The organism is Sphingobium sp. CFD-2 (assembly GCF_024611135.1).
Taxonomy (GTDB): Bacteria; Pseudomonadota; Alphaproteobacteria; order Sphingomonadales; family Sphingomonadaceae; genus Sphingobium; species Sphingobium fuliginis.
On sequence record NZ_CP084405.1, the window covers coordinates 2,174,358 to 2,193,321 of the forward strand.

Below are 18,964 nucleotides of genomic sequence, written 5' to 3' on the forward strand. Positions count from 1 at the left end.
CGTTCCTTCGTGCTGGATGTGACAACCGCACGATAGCCGAAGGGGGTGCGGCTCAGAAACTGGTTCTGAATATTTGTTGCCGTGCCCCCGGAGGGCTGCCCGCATGAGCCGGTCCCTTGCCCTTACGCCGGAACAGCAGTCCGGCAAGGCGTCGTTCAAGGCGCTTGTGAAGAGCTTTGGCGGTCAGGACGCTGCAGCGGAAGAGACTGGCGTTCGCCGCCAGAAGATCAGTGACATGGGCCTCGCCAATGTCGCGGACTCGCCCACGCTCGACCTGATCGATGCGCTTGAGGATCGCACCGTCGGAATGCCCGGCTGGCCGCATGTCACCAGCTGGCTCTGCCGCCGGCGCGGCGGTGTGTTCGTGCCGCTGCCGCAGGGCGACGATGACGCAGACGGCATGATGCTGACCGTCGCGGAGCTCGCGGGCGAGCTGGGCGACGTATCCCGCGCCGTGTCCGAAGCAGTCGCCTCGACAGGCGATGGCGGCCGCGATGTCACCGAACAGGAAGCCCTCGCCGCCCTGCGCGAGCTGGATGGCCTGGACCGCACCTCGGCGCAGCTGCGCCTGAAACTCTCCGCAAAACTGAAGGGAGCGAAAGCATGACGGACTTCGCCAACTATCGTCATTTCTCCATCGAGGCTGTCGTGCCTGCCGGATGGGGCGCGCTTGGTGGCGGCCGCGAGCTGATCGGCGCCTGCGCCGTCAAGCACCTCGGCTATTGGGACGATCGGCTGTGCAGTGTCGGCTCCCTCGCGTTGGCGAACTGGATCATGGAGCATCGGGAACTGATCGCGAAGCCGAAGCCGAACTGTCATCCCCTGAACAGGGGCATGATGATCGAGCGCATCCTTGTTGGGGAAGTGCTTCCCGCCGACGATTTCGCCCTCGCCCTCGCCAACATGACCGAGGGCGTCGTGCTTCCCGAAATGTTCGGCCAAATCGAGGCCGACACAGCATCATCCGCGCCGCAGGCCCTTGGCGCGGGTGAGAAGGCACCGGACGCCGCGCCTGTATCCCCCTGCCAGGGTGCGGCCCCGGTGCCTTCAGATGATCGCACCGCCGAACTGCCGCCGCTTGGCGCACTAGGCGGCCCATTGCCCTCGGGTCGGCTGTTCCACCCGATCGCCGACAGCCGGTTCCCGGAAGGGTTCGTGCTGACCGGCTGCGGCATGTCGCTGTGCCTAGACGAAAGTACGGCAAAAGCGATGCAGACCGCGCTCGCCGATGGCCTCTCGCATATTCAGAATGTCCGCCGCGCGGGTCTGGGGGTGGCGGCATGATCATCCCGGAGTCCATGCTCGACAAGTGGTTGCGCGAAGCCAAGACGGGGGAAACCATCGTCTATGCCCGCGCCACCTTCCTCACACCCAACAAGGTCACTCGGCGGCTGTATGAGCTGGCGCAGACCGGCCATGTGGAGCTGAAGCGCAGCCGCCGCCAACATGGGGCTGGCGACGAAAATCTCCATTATATCGCCAAGCGTCTGGGCAAGCCGCTGCCGGGATCTTCGTCCGCCAAAAGTGGAACGCGGATCGTAAAGAGCGTTCAACTGCTGCCAGCCAAGCCGCAGGACCGCCGGTTCACCTCTCACGCCTCCGTGGTGCGCGAGATAGAACCGCAGGTCCGTGAGCTGCTGGCAGAAGGCCACGCCCGCAGCGCTGCGGGGATTGCACGGACGCTTGGCCTTTACAGCCACAATCCGGTTGCGCGGGTCTTGGAAAGGTTGGCGGCCTGACATGACCGATCCCGATCTAAAGCCGCGCGCGAACGTCTCGGGCGATGGGAAGAACTCTGGCAGCCAAGCGGTTAAAATTCTGAACCTGCTCCACCTCAGGGACGACCAGGTCTGGGTTGTTCGCTGCTTGCCTCGAATACCTTCGAGCATTCGAATGATCGGCAGGCAGCATCGCGTGGAGGTTGATCAAGTCAGCCCAGAGAGAAATGTCGTCAAGGCTAGCGCGGTCGATCCATTTTTCGAGAACGATGAGGCCGTCAGAAAAGGCCTTGTGCCATCCTGGCCATCGCGGCTCGTGATTCTGGACGTTGAAGGCCGCAAAAGCTTGCAGCGCTTCTATCAATTGATCCAAGGCCGCGCGCGCAGCTGCCAAATCAGCGGCTTGTTGTCGGGTGTTCTTCCAGCGTTCGACCTGCATGCCAGCAAACACGCCCAACATTCCGCCAATAAAAACCCCGAAAAATCCGAGCCAATCGCCCGCCGTGATGCCTTCAATCCTGCTGGTCACAGTATAGTAAAGGCAAACGACGACACCGCCGGCCCCACCCACGAGGAATTCTCGTCCACGGTCTTTCCAAGCCATAATGTGCCCATCGCGCATGCTTCGGCGGATGGCAAGGTGCTGGCGTGAGCGGACAAAATCGCTCCACAGCCGTCATGCAGCGTCGCCGGGTCGCGCCAGACAGCCTCGACTATTTCCCGACGCCGCCCTTTGCCACGCGCGCCCTCTGCGAGTTCCTAGAGAACGTCGTGGAAGAGCCGATCGACCTGCAACGCGCATGGGAGCCGGCCTGCGGCGAACTGCACATGGTGCGGCCGCTGCAGGAATATTTCGCGGATGTCCGCGCCAGCGATGTCCATGCCTATGGCGACAATGAGCTGATCGACTTCCCGTTCATCGGCGGCATGGAGCCGCAGACGGATTGGGTCATCACCAATCCTCCTTTCAAATTAGCCGAGGCCTTCATCCAGACAGGCCTACGGGTCGCGGGACGTGGCGTGGCGATGCTGCTGCGGGGAGCCTTCCTCGAAGGGCAGGATCGCTACGCCACGCTCTTCGAGAAAACGCCCCCAGATTATGTGCTGCAGTTCGTGGAGCGGGTCGCCATGCTTGAAGGGCGCCTGGTGCGGATCGGCGACCTCGATCCGTTCGCGGAGAAGCCGGGCACCAAGGTATCCACGGCGACCAGCTATTGCTGGTTCGTCTGGCTGGGCAACGGCTTCGAGCGCCGTGACACCCGGCTCCGCTGGATTGCGCCCTGTCGTCGTCGCCTGGAGCGTCCCGGCGACTATCCCGACTATTCGCACATGCTGTCGGCTGATGCCGCCACGGGCGGCCTCTTCGAAAGGAGCGCGGCATGAGGGTCAAGCTCAATCGCTGCCGCTGCGGCCGGATGCCGGGGGTGCGGACCCGTCGCGTTGCTGAGGACGCGATCGAAACCTGGGTGGAGTGCGCCGGCTGCGGCGCTCGCAGTCCCGAAATCGAAGATGCCTATGCCGATCTGGAATCGGCGGCGGCGCACTGGAACTCTGGCAAGGGAACGAAGTGGTGACTGCAAATTTGAACAAGGCCCAGCTGATCGGCTTCCTTGGCGAAGATCCGAAGAGCGCCGACATGCAGCGCGGCGGGTCGGTCGTCACGCTGAGCGTCGGCACGACCGAATACTGGAAGGAACAGGGCAGCGGCGAGCGGAAGAGCGCGACCGAATGGCATCGCGTCGTGATCTTCAACGAGCAACTCGGCAAGACGGCCATGTCCTATCTTCGCAAGGGCAGCGCTGTCTATGTCGAGGGCACGATCCGCTCACGCCGCTACACCGACCGAGAGCAGGTAGAGCGCAAGGTGACCGAGATCGTCGTGCCGAAGTTTGGCGGCGCGCTCGGCCTGATGGACCGACGCCGTGATGATGCAGGCGGCCGTGCCGACGCCGATCGCGGCCGCCCTGGCACCGATCAGCATCCCGACCTGGACGACGAAGTACCCTTCTAACCGCAGGCGCTCGCCAAGCCTGCGGCGACGCCATGACATGCACGATCAACTGACCGGGAGCGGGTGCGCTTTGCCGGGGGGAATTTTTTGACTGTGAACCGCTCTGCACCACTATTGTCACCGCTCGGCCAAGCTGCGCTGAGCTATGCCCGCCGGGGTAGTGTGCGGGATGTTCTGCAAAATCCATTGAGGATTTGAGCGGCCATGGCAGGCTGGTGATGTTCAAAGTCGCCAACCCCAATGGAGCCCCACCATGACCAGGAATGAGAATAGACCATCGATAGCGGCCGTCAAAGATTTGATGGGCGCGAACCGCGACGCCTTGCGGGAGATCGTGCAGGATTTGCTGCAGGAGATGCTGGAAGGTGAGATGACCGATGTCCTTGGCGCCTCGAAGAGCGAACGCATTGACGGCCGTGTTGGCTATCGATCCGGACATTACAATCGGACGCTGATCACGCGGGTGGGCAAGCTGGAGCTGCGGGTGCCGCAGGATCGCGACGGCCGTTTCTCGACCGAGCTGTTTGAGCGCTATCAGCGCTCGGAGCAGGCGCTCGTGGCATCGTTAGCCGAGATGTACGTCCAGGGTGTGTCGACCCGGAAGGTGAAGGCTATCACCGAAGAGCTTTGCGGCCACAGCTTCTCCGCCTCGACCATCTCAGCGATCAACAAGCGACTGGACGAGAGCCTGACAGCCTTTGCCCGACGTCGGCTGGACGAGCCGTTCGCCTACCTCATCATCGATGCCAAATATGAGAAAGTCCGCCAGGCAGGCGTGGTGCGCTCCTGCGCCGTACTCGTCGCACTGGGTGTGGACTGGGAAGGCCGGCGCCAGATTCTGGCTGTAGAGCTCGCCAACCGCGAGAGCCGCTCTTCGTGGAAGGACTTTCTCGTCGGCCTCAAGGAGCGCGGCCTCCACGGTGTCGAATATATCGTTGCCGATGACCATGCGGGTTTACGAGCCGCTGTTCGTGAAGTGTTGCCAGATGCCTGGTTCCAGCGCTGTTACGTGCACTTTTTAAGAAATGCTCTCGACCATCTGCCGCGTAAAGCTGATGACGACTGCCTGCAGGAGCTGCGTTGGATCTACGATCGTCGCGAACTATCAGAGGCCAAAAGCGATCTGGCTGCCTGGCTGAGAAAATGGTCGCCACGATACCCCAAGCTCACCAGCTGGGCGGAAGAAACCATCGAGGAGACGTTCACCTTCTACCGGCTTCCGCGGCAGCATCATAAACATATGAAGAGCACCAATATGCTCGAGCGCTTTAACGAAGAAATCAAACGCAGGACGATCGTCCTGCGTATCTTCCCCAATGAAGACAGCTGTTTGCGCCTCATACGCTCGCTTGCTGTCGAGACCCACGAAAACTGGCTCGAAGCCAACCGCTATCTCAACATGAACGACCTTAAGGAGATGAAGAAAGCCGATCTACGTCAAGCCGCCTAGCCAGCATGCCCGCCGCTATTTGCAGAACTTGACGCACACAACCCCCGCCGGGGCTGGCCGGTGTTTCCATGCCGGGAGAAAAGCGAAACCGTCGAGACGTTCGGCGGGGAGAAGCGCGAGCTGAAAGCCAAGTCGCCTTACGGCGGCAGCGGCGTGAAGGATGCGACCACCGACGAACAGGTCATCACCGGCTGGTGGAAGAAATGGCCGAACGCGATGATCGGGGTCGCCATGGGCCGCAACGGGCTGTTCGCGCTGGACTTCGATCCCCGCATCGATGAGTCGACCGGCGAGGTTTTCACGCTCGATACGCTGAAGGCTGCGCTGATCGAGCAGATGGGCTGCGATCTGCCAAAGAGCCTGACGGCGATGACGCAAAGCGGCGGCGTCCATGTCTATCTGCTGCAACCGAACGACGGCGGCGAGCCTATCCGCAACCGGGGTAATTTGCCCAAGCATGTCGATGTGCGTGGGCTTGGCGGCTACGTCGTCGCCCCGCCCAGCATTCTCTATCATGAGGATGGCAGCGAGGGCCGCTACGAATGGCTGTCGAACCGGCATGACGACCCTGTGGACGCCCCGGCCTCGCTGGTGGAGATCCTGCGATCGAGGGGCAAGAAAGCTGCCCCTGCCAGTGAGCGCCCTCAGCCAGTGCCGCCAACGTCCACCTCGGCCGAAGCGCCGCATCCTGTCGATCTGACCCAGGCGGAGCGGGATGCTATCCGCAAATACGGCCTTTCGGCGCTGGAGGAAGAGTGCCGCCTGATCCGGTCTGCCGCGTCCGGCGCGCGCAATGCCCAGCTGAACGAAAGCGCCTTCAACATCGGCACGCTGGTCAACTCCACGCCCTTCCCGGCGGTCGATCCGCGGTTCGCCCGCTCCGCGATCGAGGCGGCCGCCCGCGACAATCCCGGTGATGATGATGAGCAGCAGCTCCACGCCACCATCAACAGCGGCTGGACCGCCGGGGAGGTAACTCCCCGTGATCTAACCAACGTCGCGTCGCGCGCGCGCCAGCGCGCGGCGCGGCCGCATCGATCATCCCGGCCTTCTGCCTCTGCCTCCGCACCTCCCCCTTCGACTGATAATGGCGAACCACGCTCCCACGCGGGAGGGGACAGGGCCATAAGCTCCGGCAAGGGGCTGGGGGACGATATAGACCATGAGCTGACGCTGAAATGCGCCCGCTACCCCATGACAGACCTGGGCAACCTCGAACGGTTCCTCGCGCGCTACGGGCAGGATTTCTTCTGCGTCGCCGCGTGGGCGGAAAGCTCCTCATCGCCCGGCTATATTGCATGGGACCGGACCCGCTGGAATCGGAGCATGGCGGATGCCCTGTTCGGCCGCGCGGCGCAGGAAACCATGCGCCTGATACAGGATGAGGCGGATTTCATTCGAGCCAGCGGCGTGCCGTTTCCGCCAGAGGAAGGCGATCTGCCCGACCCGGATGCCGACAAGGTCGAAGAGGAAGCGGAGCCTGATGACGGTGAAGAGCGTGAGCCGGGCTGGGCTGAAAAGCAGTTCCTGAAGGCGGAGGAAAAGCGCCATGCTCGCCGGAGTGCGATGTGGTATCTACAGCGCAGCCTCGCTCGAAAGATGCGCCACGACGGTCAGCGCCATGATTTCATCTTTCAGGTCAAGAGCAACGGCGACATCGTGTTGTTCTCCGACAAGCTGGCGGCGTGGGGCCGCACCTCCGAAAGCAGCGGTCATATCGAGTGCCTGCGCAAGCTCGCGCCCCCTCGTCTCTCCGCGCGGCCGGAGGAGTTCGACGCCGAGCCGCTGGCGCTGAACGTCCAGAACGGCACGCTGATCTTCCATCGCCCTGACGGCGATACGCCGGCGCGCGTCGAGCTGCGCGAGCATCGGCGCGAGGACAAGATCACGAAGATCGCCAAGGCCACTTATGATCCGGCGGCCGACTGCCCCCAGTTCAACGCCTTCCTTGCGCAGGTGCAGCCCGCCGATGACATGCGCGAGTGGCTGATGCGATGGTCAGGCTACAACGCCCTCGGCATTGCCGACGCCCAGGTCATGGCGCTGTTCTATGGCGAAGGATCGAACGGCAAGGGCGTGTGGGTCCAGACTCACGCGCACATCCTTGGTGACTATGCCTGGGCGACCGGCATCGAGACGTTCATGGATTCCGGCTTCAAGCGGAATGGTGGCGGTCCGTCGCCGCATCTGGCCGCGCTCGCCGGCCGCCGCATGGTCTATGCCAACGAGCCGGAAGACAATTCCAAATTCTCCGATGGCCTTGTGAAGTCGCTCACCTCCGACGAACCGATCGGCGGCGTGCGCGAGCTGTATGGCCCCGCCTTCGAGCTGCTGATCACCTTCACCAACACCGTGATGGCGAACAATCTGCCGCGCATCGGCACCGACTTCGGCATCCGTCGGCGCATGCAGGTTGTGCCTTGGACCATCATCATTCCCAAGGATCAGCAAGATCCTCTGCTCAAGGCGAAGCTGCGGGCCGAAATGTCGGGCATCCTCAATCAGATGATCAGGGGCGCGCTGGCCTATCTTTCCGAAGGCCTGACGATGCCGGAGGCGATGATCGAGGCCACCCAGGCCTATCACGAGGATAACGACCTGTTGGGCCAGTTCCTGACGATGTGCGTCGCCCGCGATCCCGGCAACACGGTCGGCTCCACAGCGCTGCACGAGGTCTTCGCGGCATGGCAAACATGGTCTGAGAACCTGCCCCAGACCGGCAAGCCTTGGTCGTCAAAGAAGCTCCGGCAGGAAATGGAGCGCAAGAGCTTCAAGATCAACAAGTCGAACACGATGAAGTGGCAGGACATCGCCCTCCGCTTCGATCCGATCGACTTCGTTTGCGATGGGAAGCCGGTCGAGAGCGATCTGCCCGCGCCGCGCTATCCCGACAAGCCCTCTGCTGGCCTACCGGCGGGTGCGCCACAGGTGGTGCCTGTATGGCCCCCCGTGCCCCCCTCAGCACTCCCTCCGGTAAGTTTCGATGATGACGATCTGCCGCCATGATCCTCCCACGCTCCCTGTTTTGGGAGGTTTGCTTTCCATCGTTTTTCGCAGTTTTCCGCCATTTTGGGAGCGTGGGAGCCTTGGGAGGCAATATGACGAAACTTTATGTGGGGAAATAAGGGCGTGTGCTTATGCGCCTCTCCCCTCGCCCATGACGCGACCTGAAGTGAGCAGCCACCATGATCAGCCGACCGCCTTGACCCTCCCTCTCTCCCAACTGCGGGAGGATTGCATATCCTCATTTTCCGCAGATTTCCGCGAGTTTGGGAGCTTTCGGATGTTTGGGAGGGAGTTCTACTAAATCCCACGGGCGCGCACGCACACGCGCGTTACACACGCGCGCACGCACGCGCTGAATTATCAGGATATTCCTCCCATGCTCCCACACGACGATCAAACTACTGATATTATTACTATTTATCCTCCCATATCTCCCTCCCAAGAGAGGGAGGAAGGGAGGTTGTATAGCTTTGCCGATGTGGAGGAGCGCCTGGTGGAAGCCATGCTGGTCATGAGGCGGCTGTCAGACCGGGAAGCGGGCTGGCTGCGGGTGAAGGCCAGCTGGCCTGACATCATCCGCGAACGCGAGTTGGGCGACTATGATGCCCGTGGCTACCTCGGCAACAGCTCCGACATTCCGCTAAAGCCGCTGCCCGCCACGCGGAAAGACATCGCCATGATGGAGGAGGCGTTCGCGTGGGTGCTGGCCGCCAAGCCCGACGACCGGCGGCTGATCGCCCTGGCCATCGGCGCACTTGCACGGGGCGAGAAGCGCGTGCCATGGATGAAGCTGCTGCGCCCGATGGGGCTGAAGCTGGGTGCGCACGGCCTCCGCAAGCGATATGAGCGGTCGATGCGCGCGGTCGTGAAGGCTGCAAACGCCCGACTGACCGGGGCTGTCGCGTGTCAAACGGTATAAGTTGCGGCCTGATAATTATGTTTGTCCACTTCTCCGCCCGTTTCTGCCTATAGCTATCTACGCTCGGGGCGGTCCTATGGTCGTTCAAGGCATCCTCTCCTAAACTCGACAACGCCCGGCTTGGCCCTCGCCTCGCCGGGCGTTGTCATTTGCAGGCGCGATCATGGGAAAGCTGAAGGCTCTCGGTTCCCGCCTCGGCGGGATGCCCGCGAAGGTTAAGGCTGCGCCCAAGGTGGCCGAAGGGTTCTACTCATCGCCGGAGTGGCGCGGGCTGGTGGCTGACATCAAGCGGGAGCGCGGCGCACGGTGCGAGCGGCCCGGCTGCCCGACGCCGACGCATCGGATCATTGCCGACCACATCGTTGAGCGGAAAGATGGCGGCGCGGACCTCGACGCCAACAACGTCGAGCTGCTCTGCTTCACCCATCACCAGCAGAAGACGGCGGCGGCGCGGGCGGCGCGGGCGCAGGGTCGGACATGGGGGGGTGGGTCGAAAGTCTAGGGGTCCGGCGGCCCTATTACCGCCGCCCCTCTCATTCGGAGATTTTTTTCGTGGCGCAGGAATTTTCGGGCACTGATCTGTTCGGTGATCCGATTGTCACGCGGCAGGAAGGCCGTGGGCGGCCTGAACATGAGTGGAGCCTCGAAAGCTCCAACAAGGTGCTTCTGGCGTTTGCGCGCGGCCTGAGCGTCAAACAGGCGGCAACGGCTATCGGGGTTTCCGTCCCTACTCTGCGGAAACATTATTTTTCCGAGGTCGCCAAGCGCGACGCGGCGCAGCTGCGGATGGAGATGACGCAGTTGGCGCGGCTCAACGCACAGGCGGCGGAGGGCAATGTCGCTGCGGAGAAGGAATTGCTGAAGCAGCTCGACAAGATGCGGCAGCGCGACCAGGTGCGGGCCATGGCCCCGGCCCCGACCGCGAAGCCGGAAAAGATGGGGAAGAAGGAAGCGGCAACCCAAGCCGCCGGGCAGGTGCGTGGCCTCTACGAGCCGCCGCCACCGCCGGGACAGATGAACTAAACTGATGCAGTGGACAACGGCCTGCCCGGACTGGGAACAGCGGATTGTGGAGCGCCGTTCGCTGGTGCCGTTCGCGCCGCTCTTCCCGTCTGAGGCTGAGTCCGCTCTGGAAGTGTTCAAGTCGCTGAGCATGGTCGGGGTGCCGCGGCCCGATGGCAAGCCGGGCTGGGCCACATTCGGCGAGGCCTGCGACCCCTTCGTGTTTGACTTCGTCGCGGCGATCTTCGGCGCCTATGACGCCAAGCGTGGGCAGCGGCTAATTTCTGAATTCTTGCTGCTCATCAGCAAGAAGAACGGGAAATCGACGATCGCGGCGGGCATCATGCTCACGGCGCTGATCCGGAACTGGCGCGAGCTGGCGGAGCTGAGCATCATAGCGCCGACGCAGAAGGTCGCGGGGAACAGCTTCAAGCCGGCGGCCGCCATGGTTAGGGCGGATCCGAACCTTCAGCATCTGTTGCAGGTCGTCACCCACGAAAAGATCATCCGGCATCGGGTGACGGGTGCCGAGCTGAAGGTGATCGCAGCGGACACCAATACAGTCGGCGGATCGCAGGCCGGGTTCGTGCTGGTCGATGAGCTTTGGTTGTTCGGCAAGCGGTCGAACGCGGGCGACATGCTGGAGGAGGCAACGGGTGGACTGGCATCGCGGCCAGAAGGCTTTGTCGTTTACCTGACGACCCATAGCAATGAACCGCCCGCAGGCGTGTTCAAGGAAAAGCTCGAATATTTCCGCGATGTCCGCGACGGGTTGATAGACGATCCGCACAGCTTCGGAATGCTGTTCGAGTGGCCTGAGGCCATGATGGAGCGGCAGGACTATCTCAAGCCTGAGAATTTCTATGTCACCAACCCTAGCATCGGGCGTTCGGTGTCGGCTGACTTCATTCAGAAGAAGGTGCGCAAGGCATCGGCGGGTGAAGAGGAAGTTGATGAGGAAGATGGTGAGACGGAAACCTTGCAGGTTGTCCTCGCCAAATATCTGAACGTCGAAATCGGGCTCAAGCTCCGCCGTGATCGGTGGCGCGGAGCCAACAACTGGGAGGCTGCTGGCGATCGGACGCTGACCCTGAAGGAGCTGCTGCGGCGCTCCGAGGTGGTCGTAGTCGGCATCGACGGTGGCGGCCTGGACGACCTTTTCGGCCTGTGCGTCGCCGGTCGCGAACGCGGCAGTAAGCGGTGGCTTTACTGGTTCAAGGCGTGGGCATGGCCCGAAGTGCTGAAGCGCCGGAAGTCGGAAGCGCCGGTGCTTCGCGACTTCATCGCCGAAGGGACGCTGGTCCTCTGCGGTCGTGCTGGCGGCTCGCCGCTCGAAGAATGGGATGAAGATCAGGAGGCTGACGCTGCTCCCGATCTGGCTGAGCAGGACGTGACCGAAATCGTCGCGATCATCGCGGAGGTGAAGGAAAGCGGCCTGCTGCCGGAGAAGGGCGGCGTCGGCCTAGATCCGCAGGGCGTGGGCGCGCTGGTTGATGCGCTGGCGGAGATTGATCTGGTGCACCCGCAAGTGGTCGCGGTGAGCCAAGGTTTCCGCCTGTCCTCGGCAGTCTGGTCGATGGAGCGGAAGCTGAAACTGAACATGCTTGTCCATGACGGGTCGCGGATGATGGCCTGGTGCGTCGGCAACGCGAAGGCAGAGCAGAAAGGGAATGCCGTGCTGATTACGAAGGAATCGGCCGGTAAGGCCAAGATCGACCCGCTCATCGCCGGCTTCAACGCGACCAAACTGCTGGAGGCGAACCCCGAAGCTTCCGGCGATAGTGTTTCCGCGCTGATCGAGAGCCTCGCATGAGCTGGCTTTCGACGCTGGTGGACGGGCTGAGTGGGATCATCCGCCTCGGCACGAGGGTCAGCGCGGACCCGCCGATGGTCGGCGGCAACAGCTCCGGCGAGCCGGTCACCGACGGCACAGTGCTGGCGCTCTCCACAGCGTGGGCGTGCGTCAACCTGGTGGCCGGCACCATCGCGACGCTGCCGGTCATGGTGTATCGACCTGAGAAGGGCGGCAGGGTCGTGGCGACTGACCACTGGCTCTACCGCATCCTTCACGATGATCCGAACGCCGACCAAACATCGGTCGATTTCTGGGAATATACCTGCGCCGCCCTGGAGCTGCGCGGCAATGGCTACGCGGAGAAGCTGCGGGGATCGCGCGGGCAGGTCATCGGGCTGGACCCGATCCCGCCAGGCATTATCTCCTGCCGCCGGCGTGACGATGGCGAGCTGGAATATCGCTGGACATGGAACGGCGTGTCGCGCCGCGAGACCAGCGACAATGTGCTGCACATTCGTGGATTCGGCGGCGACCCACTGGGCGGCATTTCCCCGCTCTCAGCGGGCGCCGAGACGTTCGGCCATGCTCGCGCATTGAACCGCACCTCGGGCAGTGTGTTCCGCAACGCGATGATGCCGAGCGGCGTCTACCAGACCAGCGCGAAGCTGAACGGCGAGCAGACGCAGCAGATCGAGCAGCTGCTCGCAAAGAAATATCAGGGTGCGGCAAATGCGGGCCGCCCGCTGGTGATCGGCCATGATCTGAAATGGCAGCAGCTCACCATGTCGCCCGAAGACATGGAGATGCTCGAATCGCGGAGCTTTTCGGTTGAGGAAATCTGCCGCATGTGGGGTGTCCCTCCCCACATGGTCGGTCATACCGCCGGCAATACCCATCTCGGCAGCAGCATCAGCGAGCAGACGCGCGGCTTCGTGATGTTCACTCTACGCCGTCGTCTGAAGAGGATTGAGGCAGCTCTGCGCAAGCAACTCCTCACGCCGAAGGACATAGTCGACGGCATCATCATCGAAATCAACCTGGACGGGCTTCTGCGCGGAGCGCCCGCTGAGCGGTCCGCCTTCTACAATGCGGGACTTCAGAATGGCTGGTTCACCATCAATGAGGTTCGCGCCCTTGAAAATCTGCCGCCGGTTGAGGGCGGAGACGTGCCCCGCATGCAGATGCAGAACATGCCGATCACGATGACGGCCGCGCCGTCGACCATCAACGCCACCGCTCCCGCACAATAGGAACTGCCATGACCATGTTGACCAAGAACAGCGGCGTGCCGCTGGACATCAAGGCTGTGTCCGACGACGGCTCGATCGAGGGCTACGGCTCGGTTTTCGGTAATGTCGACAGCTATGGCGAGGTTGTCGAGCCGGGTGCTTTCACTCAGTCGCTGGTCGATGCCAAGCGCAAGGGCCAGACCATCAAGATGCTCTGGCAGCATGATCGCGAGCGCCCGATCGGCGTGTGGGAGGATCTGGCGGAGGATTCGAAAGGCCTTTGGGTCAAGGGCCGCCTTGCCGTCGATGTTTCGCCGCTGGCGAAGGAAACCCATGGCCTGCTCAAGATGGGCGCGCTGGACGGTCTGTCGATCGGCTATCGCACTCTCGACGCGGAGCCTCATGCGACCAAGCCGAATGTCCTGTCGCTCAAGCGCCTGCTGCTGAAGGAAGTTTCCGTGGTGACCTTCGCCGCGAACGACCGCGCGCGGGTGGAGAGCGTGAAGCAGATCCTCGCCGCCGGCAATCTGCCGACGGTTCGGGAGTTCGAAGAGTTCCTGCGGGATGCAGGCGGCTTTTCGAAGAGCCTCGCGGCCGCGATCGCGGCCAAGGCTACGCCGCACCTTCGGGGGGAGCCCGAGGCGAAGGCCGACGATGAAGTGATGAAGTTCCTCAAGGCCATGCAGGCCTGATCCCCCTAACCGGAGAAGACAATGAAAAAGCAGTTATTTGTGGGTGCCGCTCGCGGCGCCCTGGGCATCATGACGGCAAATGAGCGCCGTCTCGGTCGCTATCTGCGTGATGGTTCCGGCCACCCCTCGAACACCAAGAGCGCGGAGCAGCTCGCGGACGACCTGCGCAAGTCGATCGACGAAAAGCAGGAAGGCATCAAGAAGGTTGCCGATGATGCCCTGACCGAGGCGAAGCGGACCGGCAAGCTGGCGGAAGAAACCAAGGCCACCGCCGACAAGTCGCTGCTGGAGCTGAACACGCTGAAGGAACAGCTGTCGCAGATCGAGCAGAAGATGGCACGCCGCCCCGGCGCGGACGGCGAGCAGGTCAAGTCCTACGGTGAACAGGTGGTCGAGTCCGACCGTTACAAGAGCTATGTCGGCAGCGGCGCGCACGGCAACCTGCGCATCGAGCTGAAGGCGACCGAAATGGACGTGAAGGCCATCACCGCCGCCCAGGCCGGCACCGCATGGAGCGGCCGCGACAATGATGTTGTGTCGTTGCCGCAGCGCCGCCTGACCGTGCGTAACCTTTTGAACGTGGTGCGCACCTCCAGCGGCTCGGTCGACTATGCCCGCCAGACCACCCGCACCAACAATGCCGCTGTCGTGGCGGAAGGCGCGACCAAGCCGACCAGCGCCTATGTCTGGGAACAGGTCAACGCCCCGGTCCGTGTCATCGCGCACCTGGCCAAGCTGACGCGGCAGGCGTTGGACGATGCCGTGCAGCTTCAGGGCGAGGTCGAAAGCGAAATGCGCTACGGCCTCGGCCTTGCCGAGGAAGCGGAACTGCTCAGCGGCGATGGCACCGGCCAGCATCTGACCGGCCTCATTCCCGCCGCCACCGCGTACCTCGCGCCCATCGTGGTCGCCGATGCGACCCGGATCGACACGCTGCGCCTTGCGCTGTTGCAGGCCGAATTGGCGCTCTACCCGTCGGACGGCATCGTGCTGAACCCCGCCGACTGGGCCGGCATCGAACTGCAGAAGGATGGTCAGGGCCGCTACGTGTGGGCCGACCCGCTTCAGCTCGGCGGCCCGCGCATGTGGGGCAAGCCGGTGGTTGCCACCCCGGCCATGACGATCGACAAGTTCCTGGCGGGCGGCTTCAAGCTCCAGACCCTTTACGATCGCATGGCTCCCGAGGTCGTCATCGCGTCCGAAAACGCCGACGACTTCGAAAAGAACCTCTACACCATGCGGTGTGAGGAGCGCCTCGCCCTCGCCAACAAGCGCCCCGGCGCGCTGATCTACGGCGACTTCGGCGAGGTTGCCTAACCTGGACGGCGGGCGAAAACCCGCCTCCTTTCCCCAACAGCTTGGAGGCTATCATGGCCGAACTGGTTGAATATGAGGTCGCCCGCGAACATCGCGGCGACAAGATCACCGATGACGGTGTGGTGCAGCATGACTTCGTTGCGGGCGAGAAGCGCCTCGCTGACCCGGCGGTGGTCAAGCACCTGGTCGGCACGGTGCTGGTCGATCCGACGGCCAAGAAGGCGGAGCCGCCGGTCAAGAACAAAGCCGAAGGCAACGCTCCGGCAAACAAGTCGGCCGCGAAGAAGGAAGACTGATGCGCGTCGTCGTCGTCGAGGGGCCAGAGCCTGTCGTAACTTGGGAAGAGGCGGACGCTCACCTGCGCCTCGATGGCGACGCCGAGCAGAAGCCGTATGTCGAAAGTCTGATCGCTTCGGTCACCGCTCACCTGGACGCGCCGAAAGGCTGGCTCGGCATCGCGCTCGGTCGGCAAACCTTGCAGGCGCGTTTTTCCCTGCTCGGGCACGACGCCGTCCTGCTGCCATATGGGCCTGTCAGCGAGCTGGTAAATGTCAAATACTTGGATGCCGCAGGCGTCGAGCAGACCGCCAGCAATGACGAATTCGAGCTGCTGGGCAACGAGCTGATCCCCGCTGGAACGGTCTGGCCTTGGGTGGGCGGATCAGGTCGCCGTGAAGCTGGGCGCGTGACGTACTTGACCGGGTATGAAGAGGTTCCGGTACCCATCAAAGCGGCAATCCTGATGATGGTCGCGGATCTCTATCGATTCCGCACGACGGCGTCTGACATGAACATCACCGCCACTGCCATCCCGATGGCGGCTACGGCCGAGGCCCTGCTTCAGCCCTATCGGGTCTATTCCTGATGACGCTTGATCCCGGCACGTTGGACCGCCGCATCCGCATAGAGCGTCCGGTACCCGACGACAGCTTTGATGGCGCTGGCTCCGGAAACTGGGAGCCGGTCGCCACCGTCTGGGCGAATGTGCAGGATGCGCTCCCCAGTCGCGCGGAGAAGCTGGGTGAAGGCATCAACATGGCGGCGCGACCCGCGCGGGTGCGGATACGCTTTCGCACCGGCATCACGGCCGACATGCGGTTCGTCATGGGCGAGCGCGTCATGCAGATCATTTCCGGCCCTGCCGAGCTGGGGCGCCGCGAAGCGTTGGAGTTTATGGTCGAGGAATATCGACCCGCAGGAAACCCGGCCTGATGGCGACCATCCGGGGTCGTGCGGAGGTCGGCAGCTTCCTCGCCTCACTGCCGGAGCAGCTGAAAAACAAGGTGCTGCGCGGTGCGGCGCGCTCCGGCGCCAACGTGATTGCCAAAGAGGCGAAGGCCACCGTAATCTCGGAAGAGGTTCGATCGGCTATCAAGGTCGCTACGGCGGCGGACGACGGGCGCATCATCGGCAAGGTGCAGGTGAAGGGGCGCGGCGCTTATATCGCGCCCTGGCTGGAATATGGCACCGATCCCCACTTCGTCGCTGTGGCGGACAGCCAGCGCAGCGGGCTCAGCGTCCGCAAGGTCAATGAGCAGATCGGGGATCATGAGGCGCTGAAGATCAACGGCGCCTTCGTCACTGGGACCGTCTTCCATCCCGGCGCGAGTCCGCATCCGTTTCTCCGCCCCGCTCTCGACATCAAAGAGGCGGAGGCGGTGGCAGCGGCCCAGCAATATATCTCGACGCGCATCACGAAGGCGGGCGTCACCGGCAATGATGAAGGGGACGAGGCATGACCGGCGGGGACATCATCGGTGCGCTGCTGCTGGCCGACGCGGCCGTCCTCGAAATCGCCCCAGCGGACCGGATCAAGGAAGATCGCCTGCCTGACGGCGTGGAGCTGACTGCCCTGCTGGTGCGCACCGTTAGCTCGGTCGATCGGCAGCCGCTCAAGCGTGGGCAGTTCGTCCGCCGATCCGATCGCGTCGCCGTCACGGTGCGCGCGCTCAGCGTCCGGGATCGCAAGGCCGCGATCGGTCGCATTCGCGCCTGTTGCGCTGGGCGGACCGGCGACATTGGCGGCGCTTTGCGCGTCTCGATCCTGACCGCAGGCCTTGGCCCCAGTCTGAATGGCCCCGGCAACAGCTTTGAGCAGACACAGGATTTCCGCGTCAGTTGGGACGCGGAAGATTGAGCAGGAGCAGTATCATGAGTGATCCGAAGAAGGTGAGCGCCTTCATCATCAAGGGGTTCCGCGACGCGGGCACCGAGGAAACCTTTGCCGCCGGCACGGTGGCGTCGATCAACGAAGGGTCGTTCGCCAATTACGAGGCAGCGGGCCTGGTCCGCAAGCCGACGGCCGAGGACAAGAAGGCCAGCGACGCGGCGGCAAAGCCGGCCGCCTGACGAAATCGTCCGCCCGCGCGGACGTTCCCCGCCGGGGTGATCCGGCTTGCCACACAGGAGAAACAATATGGGCTCAACGACAGCCGCGGGCACGACGATCGGCATCTCGTCAGCCGCTCCCGCCACTGAAGACGAAACCGGCTATGACGCACTGACTTTCACGACGATCGGCGGTGTTGAGCAGCTGGGCGCAATCGGCGCGACCACCAACAAGGTCGAGTTTCAGCCGCTCAATGGTCCCAAGGAAAAGCACAAGGGATCGACCGACTACGGCTCGCTCTCGCCATCGATCGCGCATGACGAGGATGATGCCGGGCAGACGCTGCTGCGCACCGCCGCCGCGCCGGACAACAACGCCCTCTATTCCTTCGAGATCACCTACCCGTCCGGTGAAAAGCGTTGGTCGCAGGGCCGGGCCTTCGGCTATCCCGAAACCGTCGGCAATGCCGACAGCATCATCATGGCGAACCCGACGATCGAGTTCAGCAAGAAGGTGGTTAAGTCCGCCTGATCCCACCAGCTTCCGGCATGTAGCCGGTTACTGCGCATCAGCTCGCCCCGCACATCGCGGGTGGCGGGGCGAGCTGGTGCAACCTTCCCGCGAAAGGAAATATCATGTTCGACATCACCTCTCAGGCGGCCGCTGAGACCGCCGCCATCCATATCAAGGGCCTCGACGGCGCGTTCCTCTATTCCGATGGCAAGCCCGTCCGCATCGTCATCTATGGTCCCGGCTCCGCTGCCTTCGCAGAGGTTGAGGACCGCCAGATCAACCGCACCGTGAAGCGGTCCGCCGAGAATGATGGCAAGCTGACTGTGGCGCCTGCCGACCAGCGCGCCGCCGAAGTGGCTGAAGATCTGGCGTCGCTGACCGTGGCGTTCGAAAATCTCACCTACCCGCCAGCGTCGGGCAAGCAGGGCAAGGAACTGTTCCGCGCGCTCTATGCCGATAAGAAGCTCGGCTTCATTGCTCAGCAGATCCAGAAGGCGCTGAAGGACTGGGGAAATTTTACGCCCGACTCGACCAGCAGCTCACCCTCCTAATCCGGCAGATGGCGTGGCTCAATGCCACGCCGAAGCCCCCTGCGGGCAGCAAGCGGGCGGAGGCGAAAAATCAGCCGCCGCCGCTCAGCAGAATTGACCAGCTGAAGCGGGATCGGGTTGCCCCGGCGATGCCGCCGAACCCTGCCCCGCACATCATAGACCGCCTGGTGGAAATAGGGCTGACCGAAGCCGCTGGCATGGGGGCCGCGCCGATCAGCTGGCAGTCCATTGGCGCATGGCAATCAGTCATGGGTATTCACCTGCCCAGGTGGGAGGCCCGGCTGATCCGCAAGCTATCGGTCGAATATCTGGCGGAGAGTCGGCGCGCCGAGAGCGAAAATTGCCCGCCACCCTTCCGCAATGGCGTCAGCGAGCGTGAGAAGCAGCTGGAGGTAGAGCGGCTGCGGATGGTCCTCGGCTGAACATCAGAGA

25 protein-coding genes and 1 pseudogene are annotated in these 18,964 nt (G+C 63.2%); all 26 read left to right on the forward strand.

What is annotated here, in order from left to right; translation table 11 throughout:
- Positions 1 to 103: 103 nt before the first annotated feature.
- The 26 genes and pseudogenes from LDB29_RS10640 to LDB29_RS10765 all read left to right on the forward strand — a co-directional run bounded on the left by LDB29_RS10640 (position 104) and on the right by LDB29_RS10765 (position 18,954).
- Complete coding sequence (locus tag LDB29_RS10640; protein ID WP_257554117.1) at positions 104 to 607, forward strand: hypothetical protein; 504 nt, start codon at positions 104 to 106, stop codon at positions 605 to 607.
- A complete protein-coding gene (locus LDB29_RS10645; protein ID WP_257554118.1) occupies positions 604 to 1,284 on the forward strand; it encodes a hypothetical protein in 681 nt (226 codons plus the stop codon). Before LDB29_RS10640 ends, LDB29_RS10645 begins: the two co-directional genes overlap by 4 nt.
- Positions 1,281 to 1,739 carry a hypothetical protein gene (locus tag LDB29_RS10650; RefSeq protein WP_257554119.1) on the forward strand — a complete coding sequence of 153 codons (459 nt, stop codon included), beginning with the start codon at positions 1,281 to 1,283 and terminating at the stop codon, positions 1,737 to 1,739. The genes LDB29_RS10645 and LDB29_RS10650 overlap by 4 nt, the downstream gene beginning before the upstream one ends.
- 1 nt (position 1,740) lies before the next feature.
- A complete protein-coding gene (locus tag LDB29_RS10655) occupies positions 1,741 to 2,370 on the forward strand; it encodes a hypothetical protein (protein ID WP_257554121.1) in 630 nt (209 codons plus the stop codon).
- Complete coding sequence (locus LDB29_RS10660; protein ID WP_257554123.1) at positions 2,367 to 3,101, forward strand: hypothetical protein; 735 nt, start codon at positions 2,367 to 2,369, stop codon at positions 3,099 to 3,101. Before LDB29_RS10655 ends, LDB29_RS10660 begins: the two co-directional genes overlap by 4 nt.
- Complete coding sequence (locus LDB29_RS10665; RefSeq protein ID WP_257554124.1) at positions 3,098 to 3,292, forward strand: hypothetical protein; 195 nt, start codon at positions 3,098 to 3,100, stop codon at positions 3,290 to 3,292. Before LDB29_RS10660 ends, LDB29_RS10665 begins: the two co-directional genes overlap by 4 nt.
- On the forward strand, positions 3,289 to 3,729 hold the full coding sequence (gene ssb / locus LDB29_RS10670; RefSeq protein WP_257554125.1) for a single-stranded DNA-binding protein: 441 nt from the start codon (positions 3,289 to 3,291) through the stop codon (positions 3,727 to 3,729). Before LDB29_RS10665 ends, ssb begins: the two co-directional genes overlap by 4 nt.
- A gap of 253 nt (positions 3,730 to 3,982) precedes the next feature.
- On the forward strand, positions 3,983 to 5,179 hold the full coding sequence (locus tag LDB29_RS10675; RefSeq protein ID WP_037449607.1) for an IS256 family transposase: 1,197 nt from the start codon (positions 3,983 to 3,985) through the stop codon (positions 5,177 to 5,179).
- A 57-nt stretch (positions 5,180 to 5,236) separates the two neighbouring features.
- Positions 5,237 to 5,752: pseudogene (locus LDB29_RS10680) on the forward strand (bifunctional DNA primase/polymerase); the annotation flags it as partial.
- A gap of 78 nt (positions 5,753 to 5,830) precedes the next feature.
- On the forward strand, positions 5,831 to 8,185 hold the full coding sequence (locus LDB29_RS10685; protein WP_373886342.1) for a phage/plasmid primase, P4 family: 2,355 nt from the start codon (positions 5,831 to 5,833) through the stop codon (positions 8,183 to 8,185).
- Positions 8,186 to 8,645: 460 nt separating this feature from the next.
- Positions 8,646 to 9,104: a hypothetical protein gene (locus LDB29_RS10690; protein ID WP_257554127.1), complete on the forward strand. Its 459-nt coding sequence runs from the start codon at positions 8,646 to 8,648 to the stop codon at positions 9,102 to 9,104.
- 163 nt (positions 9,105 to 9,267) lie between these two features.
- The gene (locus LDB29_RS10695) at positions 9,268 to 9,606 is read left to right on the forward strand and encodes an HNH endonuclease signature motif containing protein (protein WP_257554129.1); all 339 of its coding nucleotides are present in this window, start codon (positions 9,268 to 9,270) and stop codon (positions 9,604 to 9,606) included.
- 50 nt (positions 9,607 to 9,656) lie between these two features.
- Positions 9,657 to 10,127, forward strand: a complete 471-nt coding sequence (locus LDB29_RS10700) for a hypothetical protein (protein WP_257554131.1) — start codon at positions 9,657 to 9,659, stop codon at positions 10,125 to 10,127.
- 4 nt (positions 10,128 to 10,131) lie between these two features.
- Positions 10,132 to 11,919 carry a terminase large subunit gene (locus tag LDB29_RS10705; protein ID WP_257554132.1) on the forward strand — a complete coding sequence of 596 codons (1,788 nt, stop codon included), beginning with the start codon at positions 10,132 to 10,134 and terminating at the stop codon, positions 11,917 to 11,919.
- On the forward strand, positions 11,916 to 13,151 hold the full coding sequence (locus LDB29_RS10710; protein ID WP_257554133.1) for a phage portal protein: 1,236 nt from the start codon (positions 11,916 to 11,918) through the stop codon (positions 13,149 to 13,151). The genes LDB29_RS10705 and LDB29_RS10710 overlap by 4 nt, the downstream gene beginning before the upstream one ends.
- An 8-nt stretch (positions 13,152 to 13,159) precedes the next feature.
- The gene (locus LDB29_RS10715) at positions 13,160 to 13,822 is read left to right on the forward strand and encodes an HK97 family phage prohead protease (RefSeq protein ID WP_257554134.1); all 663 of its coding nucleotides are present in this window, start codon (positions 13,160 to 13,162) and stop codon (positions 13,820 to 13,822) included.
- A 21-nt stretch (positions 13,823 to 13,843) separates the two neighbouring features.
- Positions 13,844 to 15,139, forward strand: a complete 1,296-nt coding sequence (locus tag LDB29_RS10720; RefSeq protein ID WP_257554135.1) for a phage major capsid protein — start codon at positions 13,844 to 13,846, stop codon at positions 15,137 to 15,139.
- Between the two features lie 53 nt (positions 15,140 to 15,192).
- On the forward strand, positions 15,193 to 15,435 hold the full coding sequence (locus tag LDB29_RS10725) for a hypothetical protein (protein ID WP_257554136.1): 243 nt from the start codon (positions 15,193 to 15,195) through the stop codon (positions 15,433 to 15,435).
- Positions 15,435 to 16,004, forward strand: a complete 570-nt coding sequence (locus LDB29_RS10730; protein ID WP_257554137.1) for a hypothetical protein — start codon at positions 15,435 to 15,437, stop codon at positions 16,002 to 16,004. The genes LDB29_RS10725 and LDB29_RS10730 overlap by 1 nt, the downstream gene beginning before the upstream one ends.
- Positions 16,004 to 16,351, forward strand: a complete 348-nt coding sequence (locus tag LDB29_RS10735) for a phage head closure protein (RefSeq protein ID WP_257554138.1) — start codon at positions 16,004 to 16,006, stop codon at positions 16,349 to 16,351. Before LDB29_RS10730 ends, LDB29_RS10735 begins: the two co-directional genes overlap by 1 nt.
- Positions 16,351 to 16,878: an HK97 gp10 family phage protein gene (locus LDB29_RS10740; RefSeq protein ID WP_257554140.1), complete on the forward strand. Its 528-nt coding sequence runs from the start codon at positions 16,351 to 16,353 to the stop codon at positions 16,876 to 16,878. The genes LDB29_RS10735 and LDB29_RS10740 overlap by 1 nt, the downstream gene beginning before the upstream one ends.
- Entirely contained in the window at positions 16,875 to 17,276 is a 402-nt protein-coding gene (locus LDB29_RS10745) for a hypothetical protein (protein WP_257554141.1), read from the forward strand. The genes LDB29_RS10740 and LDB29_RS10745 overlap by 4 nt, the downstream gene beginning before the upstream one ends.
- 14 nt (positions 17,277 to 17,290) lie before the next feature.
- On the forward strand, positions 17,291 to 17,488 hold the full coding sequence (locus tag LDB29_RS10750; protein ID WP_257554143.1) for a hypothetical protein: 198 nt from the start codon (positions 17,291 to 17,293) through the stop codon (positions 17,486 to 17,488).
- A gap of 67 nt (positions 17,489 to 17,555) precedes the next feature.
- Positions 17,556 to 17,999, forward strand: a complete 444-nt coding sequence (locus LDB29_RS10755; protein ID WP_257554145.1) for a hypothetical protein — start codon at positions 17,556 to 17,558, stop codon at positions 17,997 to 17,999.
- 104 nt (positions 18,000 to 18,103) lie between these two features.
- Complete coding sequence (locus LDB29_RS10760) at positions 18,104 to 18,532, forward strand: hypothetical protein (RefSeq protein ID WP_257554147.1); 429 nt, start codon at positions 18,104 to 18,106, stop codon at positions 18,530 to 18,532.
- A gap of 8 nt (positions 18,533 to 18,540) precedes the next feature.
- Complete coding sequence (locus LDB29_RS10765) at positions 18,541 to 18,954, forward strand: hypothetical protein (protein ID WP_257554149.1); 414 nt, start codon at positions 18,541 to 18,543, stop codon at positions 18,952 to 18,954.
- Positions 18,955 to 18,964: the final 10 nt, after the last annotated feature.

Bases quoted from the DNA above. Each gene is read 5' to 3' on its own strand.
- LDB29_RS10640 (WP_257554117.1), top strand. From the start codon at position 104: ATGAGCCGGTCCCTTGCCCTTACGCCGGAACAGCAGTCCGGCAAGGCG.
- LDB29_RS10645 (WP_257554118.1), top strand. From the start codon at position 604: ATGACGGACTTCGCCAACTATCGTCATTTCTCCATCGAGGCTGTCGTG.
- LDB29_RS10650 (WP_257554119.1), top strand. From the start codon at position 1,281: ATGATCATCCCGGAGTCCATGCTCGACAAGTGGTTGCGCGAAGCCAAG.
- LDB29_RS10655 (WP_257554121.1), top strand. From the start codon at position 1,741: ATGACCGATCCCGATCTAAAGCCGCGCGCGAACGTCTCGGGCGATGGG.
- LDB29_RS10665 (WP_257554124.1), top strand. From the start codon at position 3,098: ATGAGGGTCAAGCTCAATCGCTGCCGCTGCGGCCGGATGCCGGGGGTG.
- LDB29_RS10675 (WP_037449607.1), top strand. From the start codon at position 3,983: ATGACCAGGAATGAGAATAGACCATCGATAGCGGCCGTCAAAGATTTG.
- LDB29_RS10695 (WP_257554129.1), top strand. From the start codon at position 9,268: ATGGGAAAGCTGAAGGCTCTCGGTTCCCGCCTCGGCGGGATGCCCGCG.
- LDB29_RS10705 (WP_257554132.1), top strand. From the start codon at position 10,132: ATGCAGTGGACAACGGCCTGCCCGGACTGGGAACAGCGGATTGTGGAG.
- LDB29_RS10710 (WP_257554133.1), top strand. From the start codon at position 11,916: ATGAGCTGGCTTTCGACGCTGGTGGACGGGCTGAGTGGGATCATCCGC.
- LDB29_RS10715 (WP_257554134.1), top strand. From the start codon at position 13,160: ATGACCATGTTGACCAAGAACAGCGGCGTGCCGCTGGACATCAAGGCT.
- LDB29_RS10720 (WP_257554135.1), top strand. From the start codon at position 13,844: ATGAAAAAGCAGTTATTTGTGGGTGCCGCTCGCGGCGCCCTGGGCATC.
- LDB29_RS10725 (WP_257554136.1), top strand. From the start codon at position 15,193: ATGGCCGAACTGGTTGAATATGAGGTCGCCCGCGAACATCGCGGCGAC.
- LDB29_RS10730 (WP_257554137.1), top strand. From the start codon at position 15,435: ATGCGCGTCGTCGTCGTCGAGGGGCCAGAGCCTGTCGTAACTTGGGAA.
- LDB29_RS10735 (WP_257554138.1), top strand. From the start codon at position 16,004: ATGACGCTTGATCCCGGCACGTTGGACCGCCGCATCCGCATAGAGCGT.
- LDB29_RS10740 (WP_257554140.1), top strand. From the start codon at position 16,351: ATGGCGACCATCCGGGGTCGTGCGGAGGTCGGCAGCTTCCTCGCCTCA.
- LDB29_RS10745 (WP_257554141.1), top strand. From the start codon at position 16,875: ATGACCGGCGGGGACATCATCGGTGCGCTGCTGCTGGCCGACGCGGCC.
- LDB29_RS10750 (WP_257554143.1), top strand. From the start codon at position 17,291: ATGAGTGATCCGAAGAAGGTGAGCGCCTTCATCATCAAGGGGTTCCGC.
- LDB29_RS10755 (WP_257554145.1), top strand. From the start codon at position 17,556: ATGGGCTCAACGACAGCCGCGGGCACGACGATCGGCATCTCGTCAGCC.
- LDB29_RS10760 (WP_257554147.1), top strand. From the start codon at position 18,104: ATGTTCGACATCACCTCTCAGGCGGCCGCTGAGACCGCCGCCATCCAT.
- LDB29_RS10765 (WP_257554149.1), top strand. From the start codon at position 18,541: ATGGCGTGGCTCAATGCCACGCCGAAGCCCCCTGCGGGCAGCAAGCGG.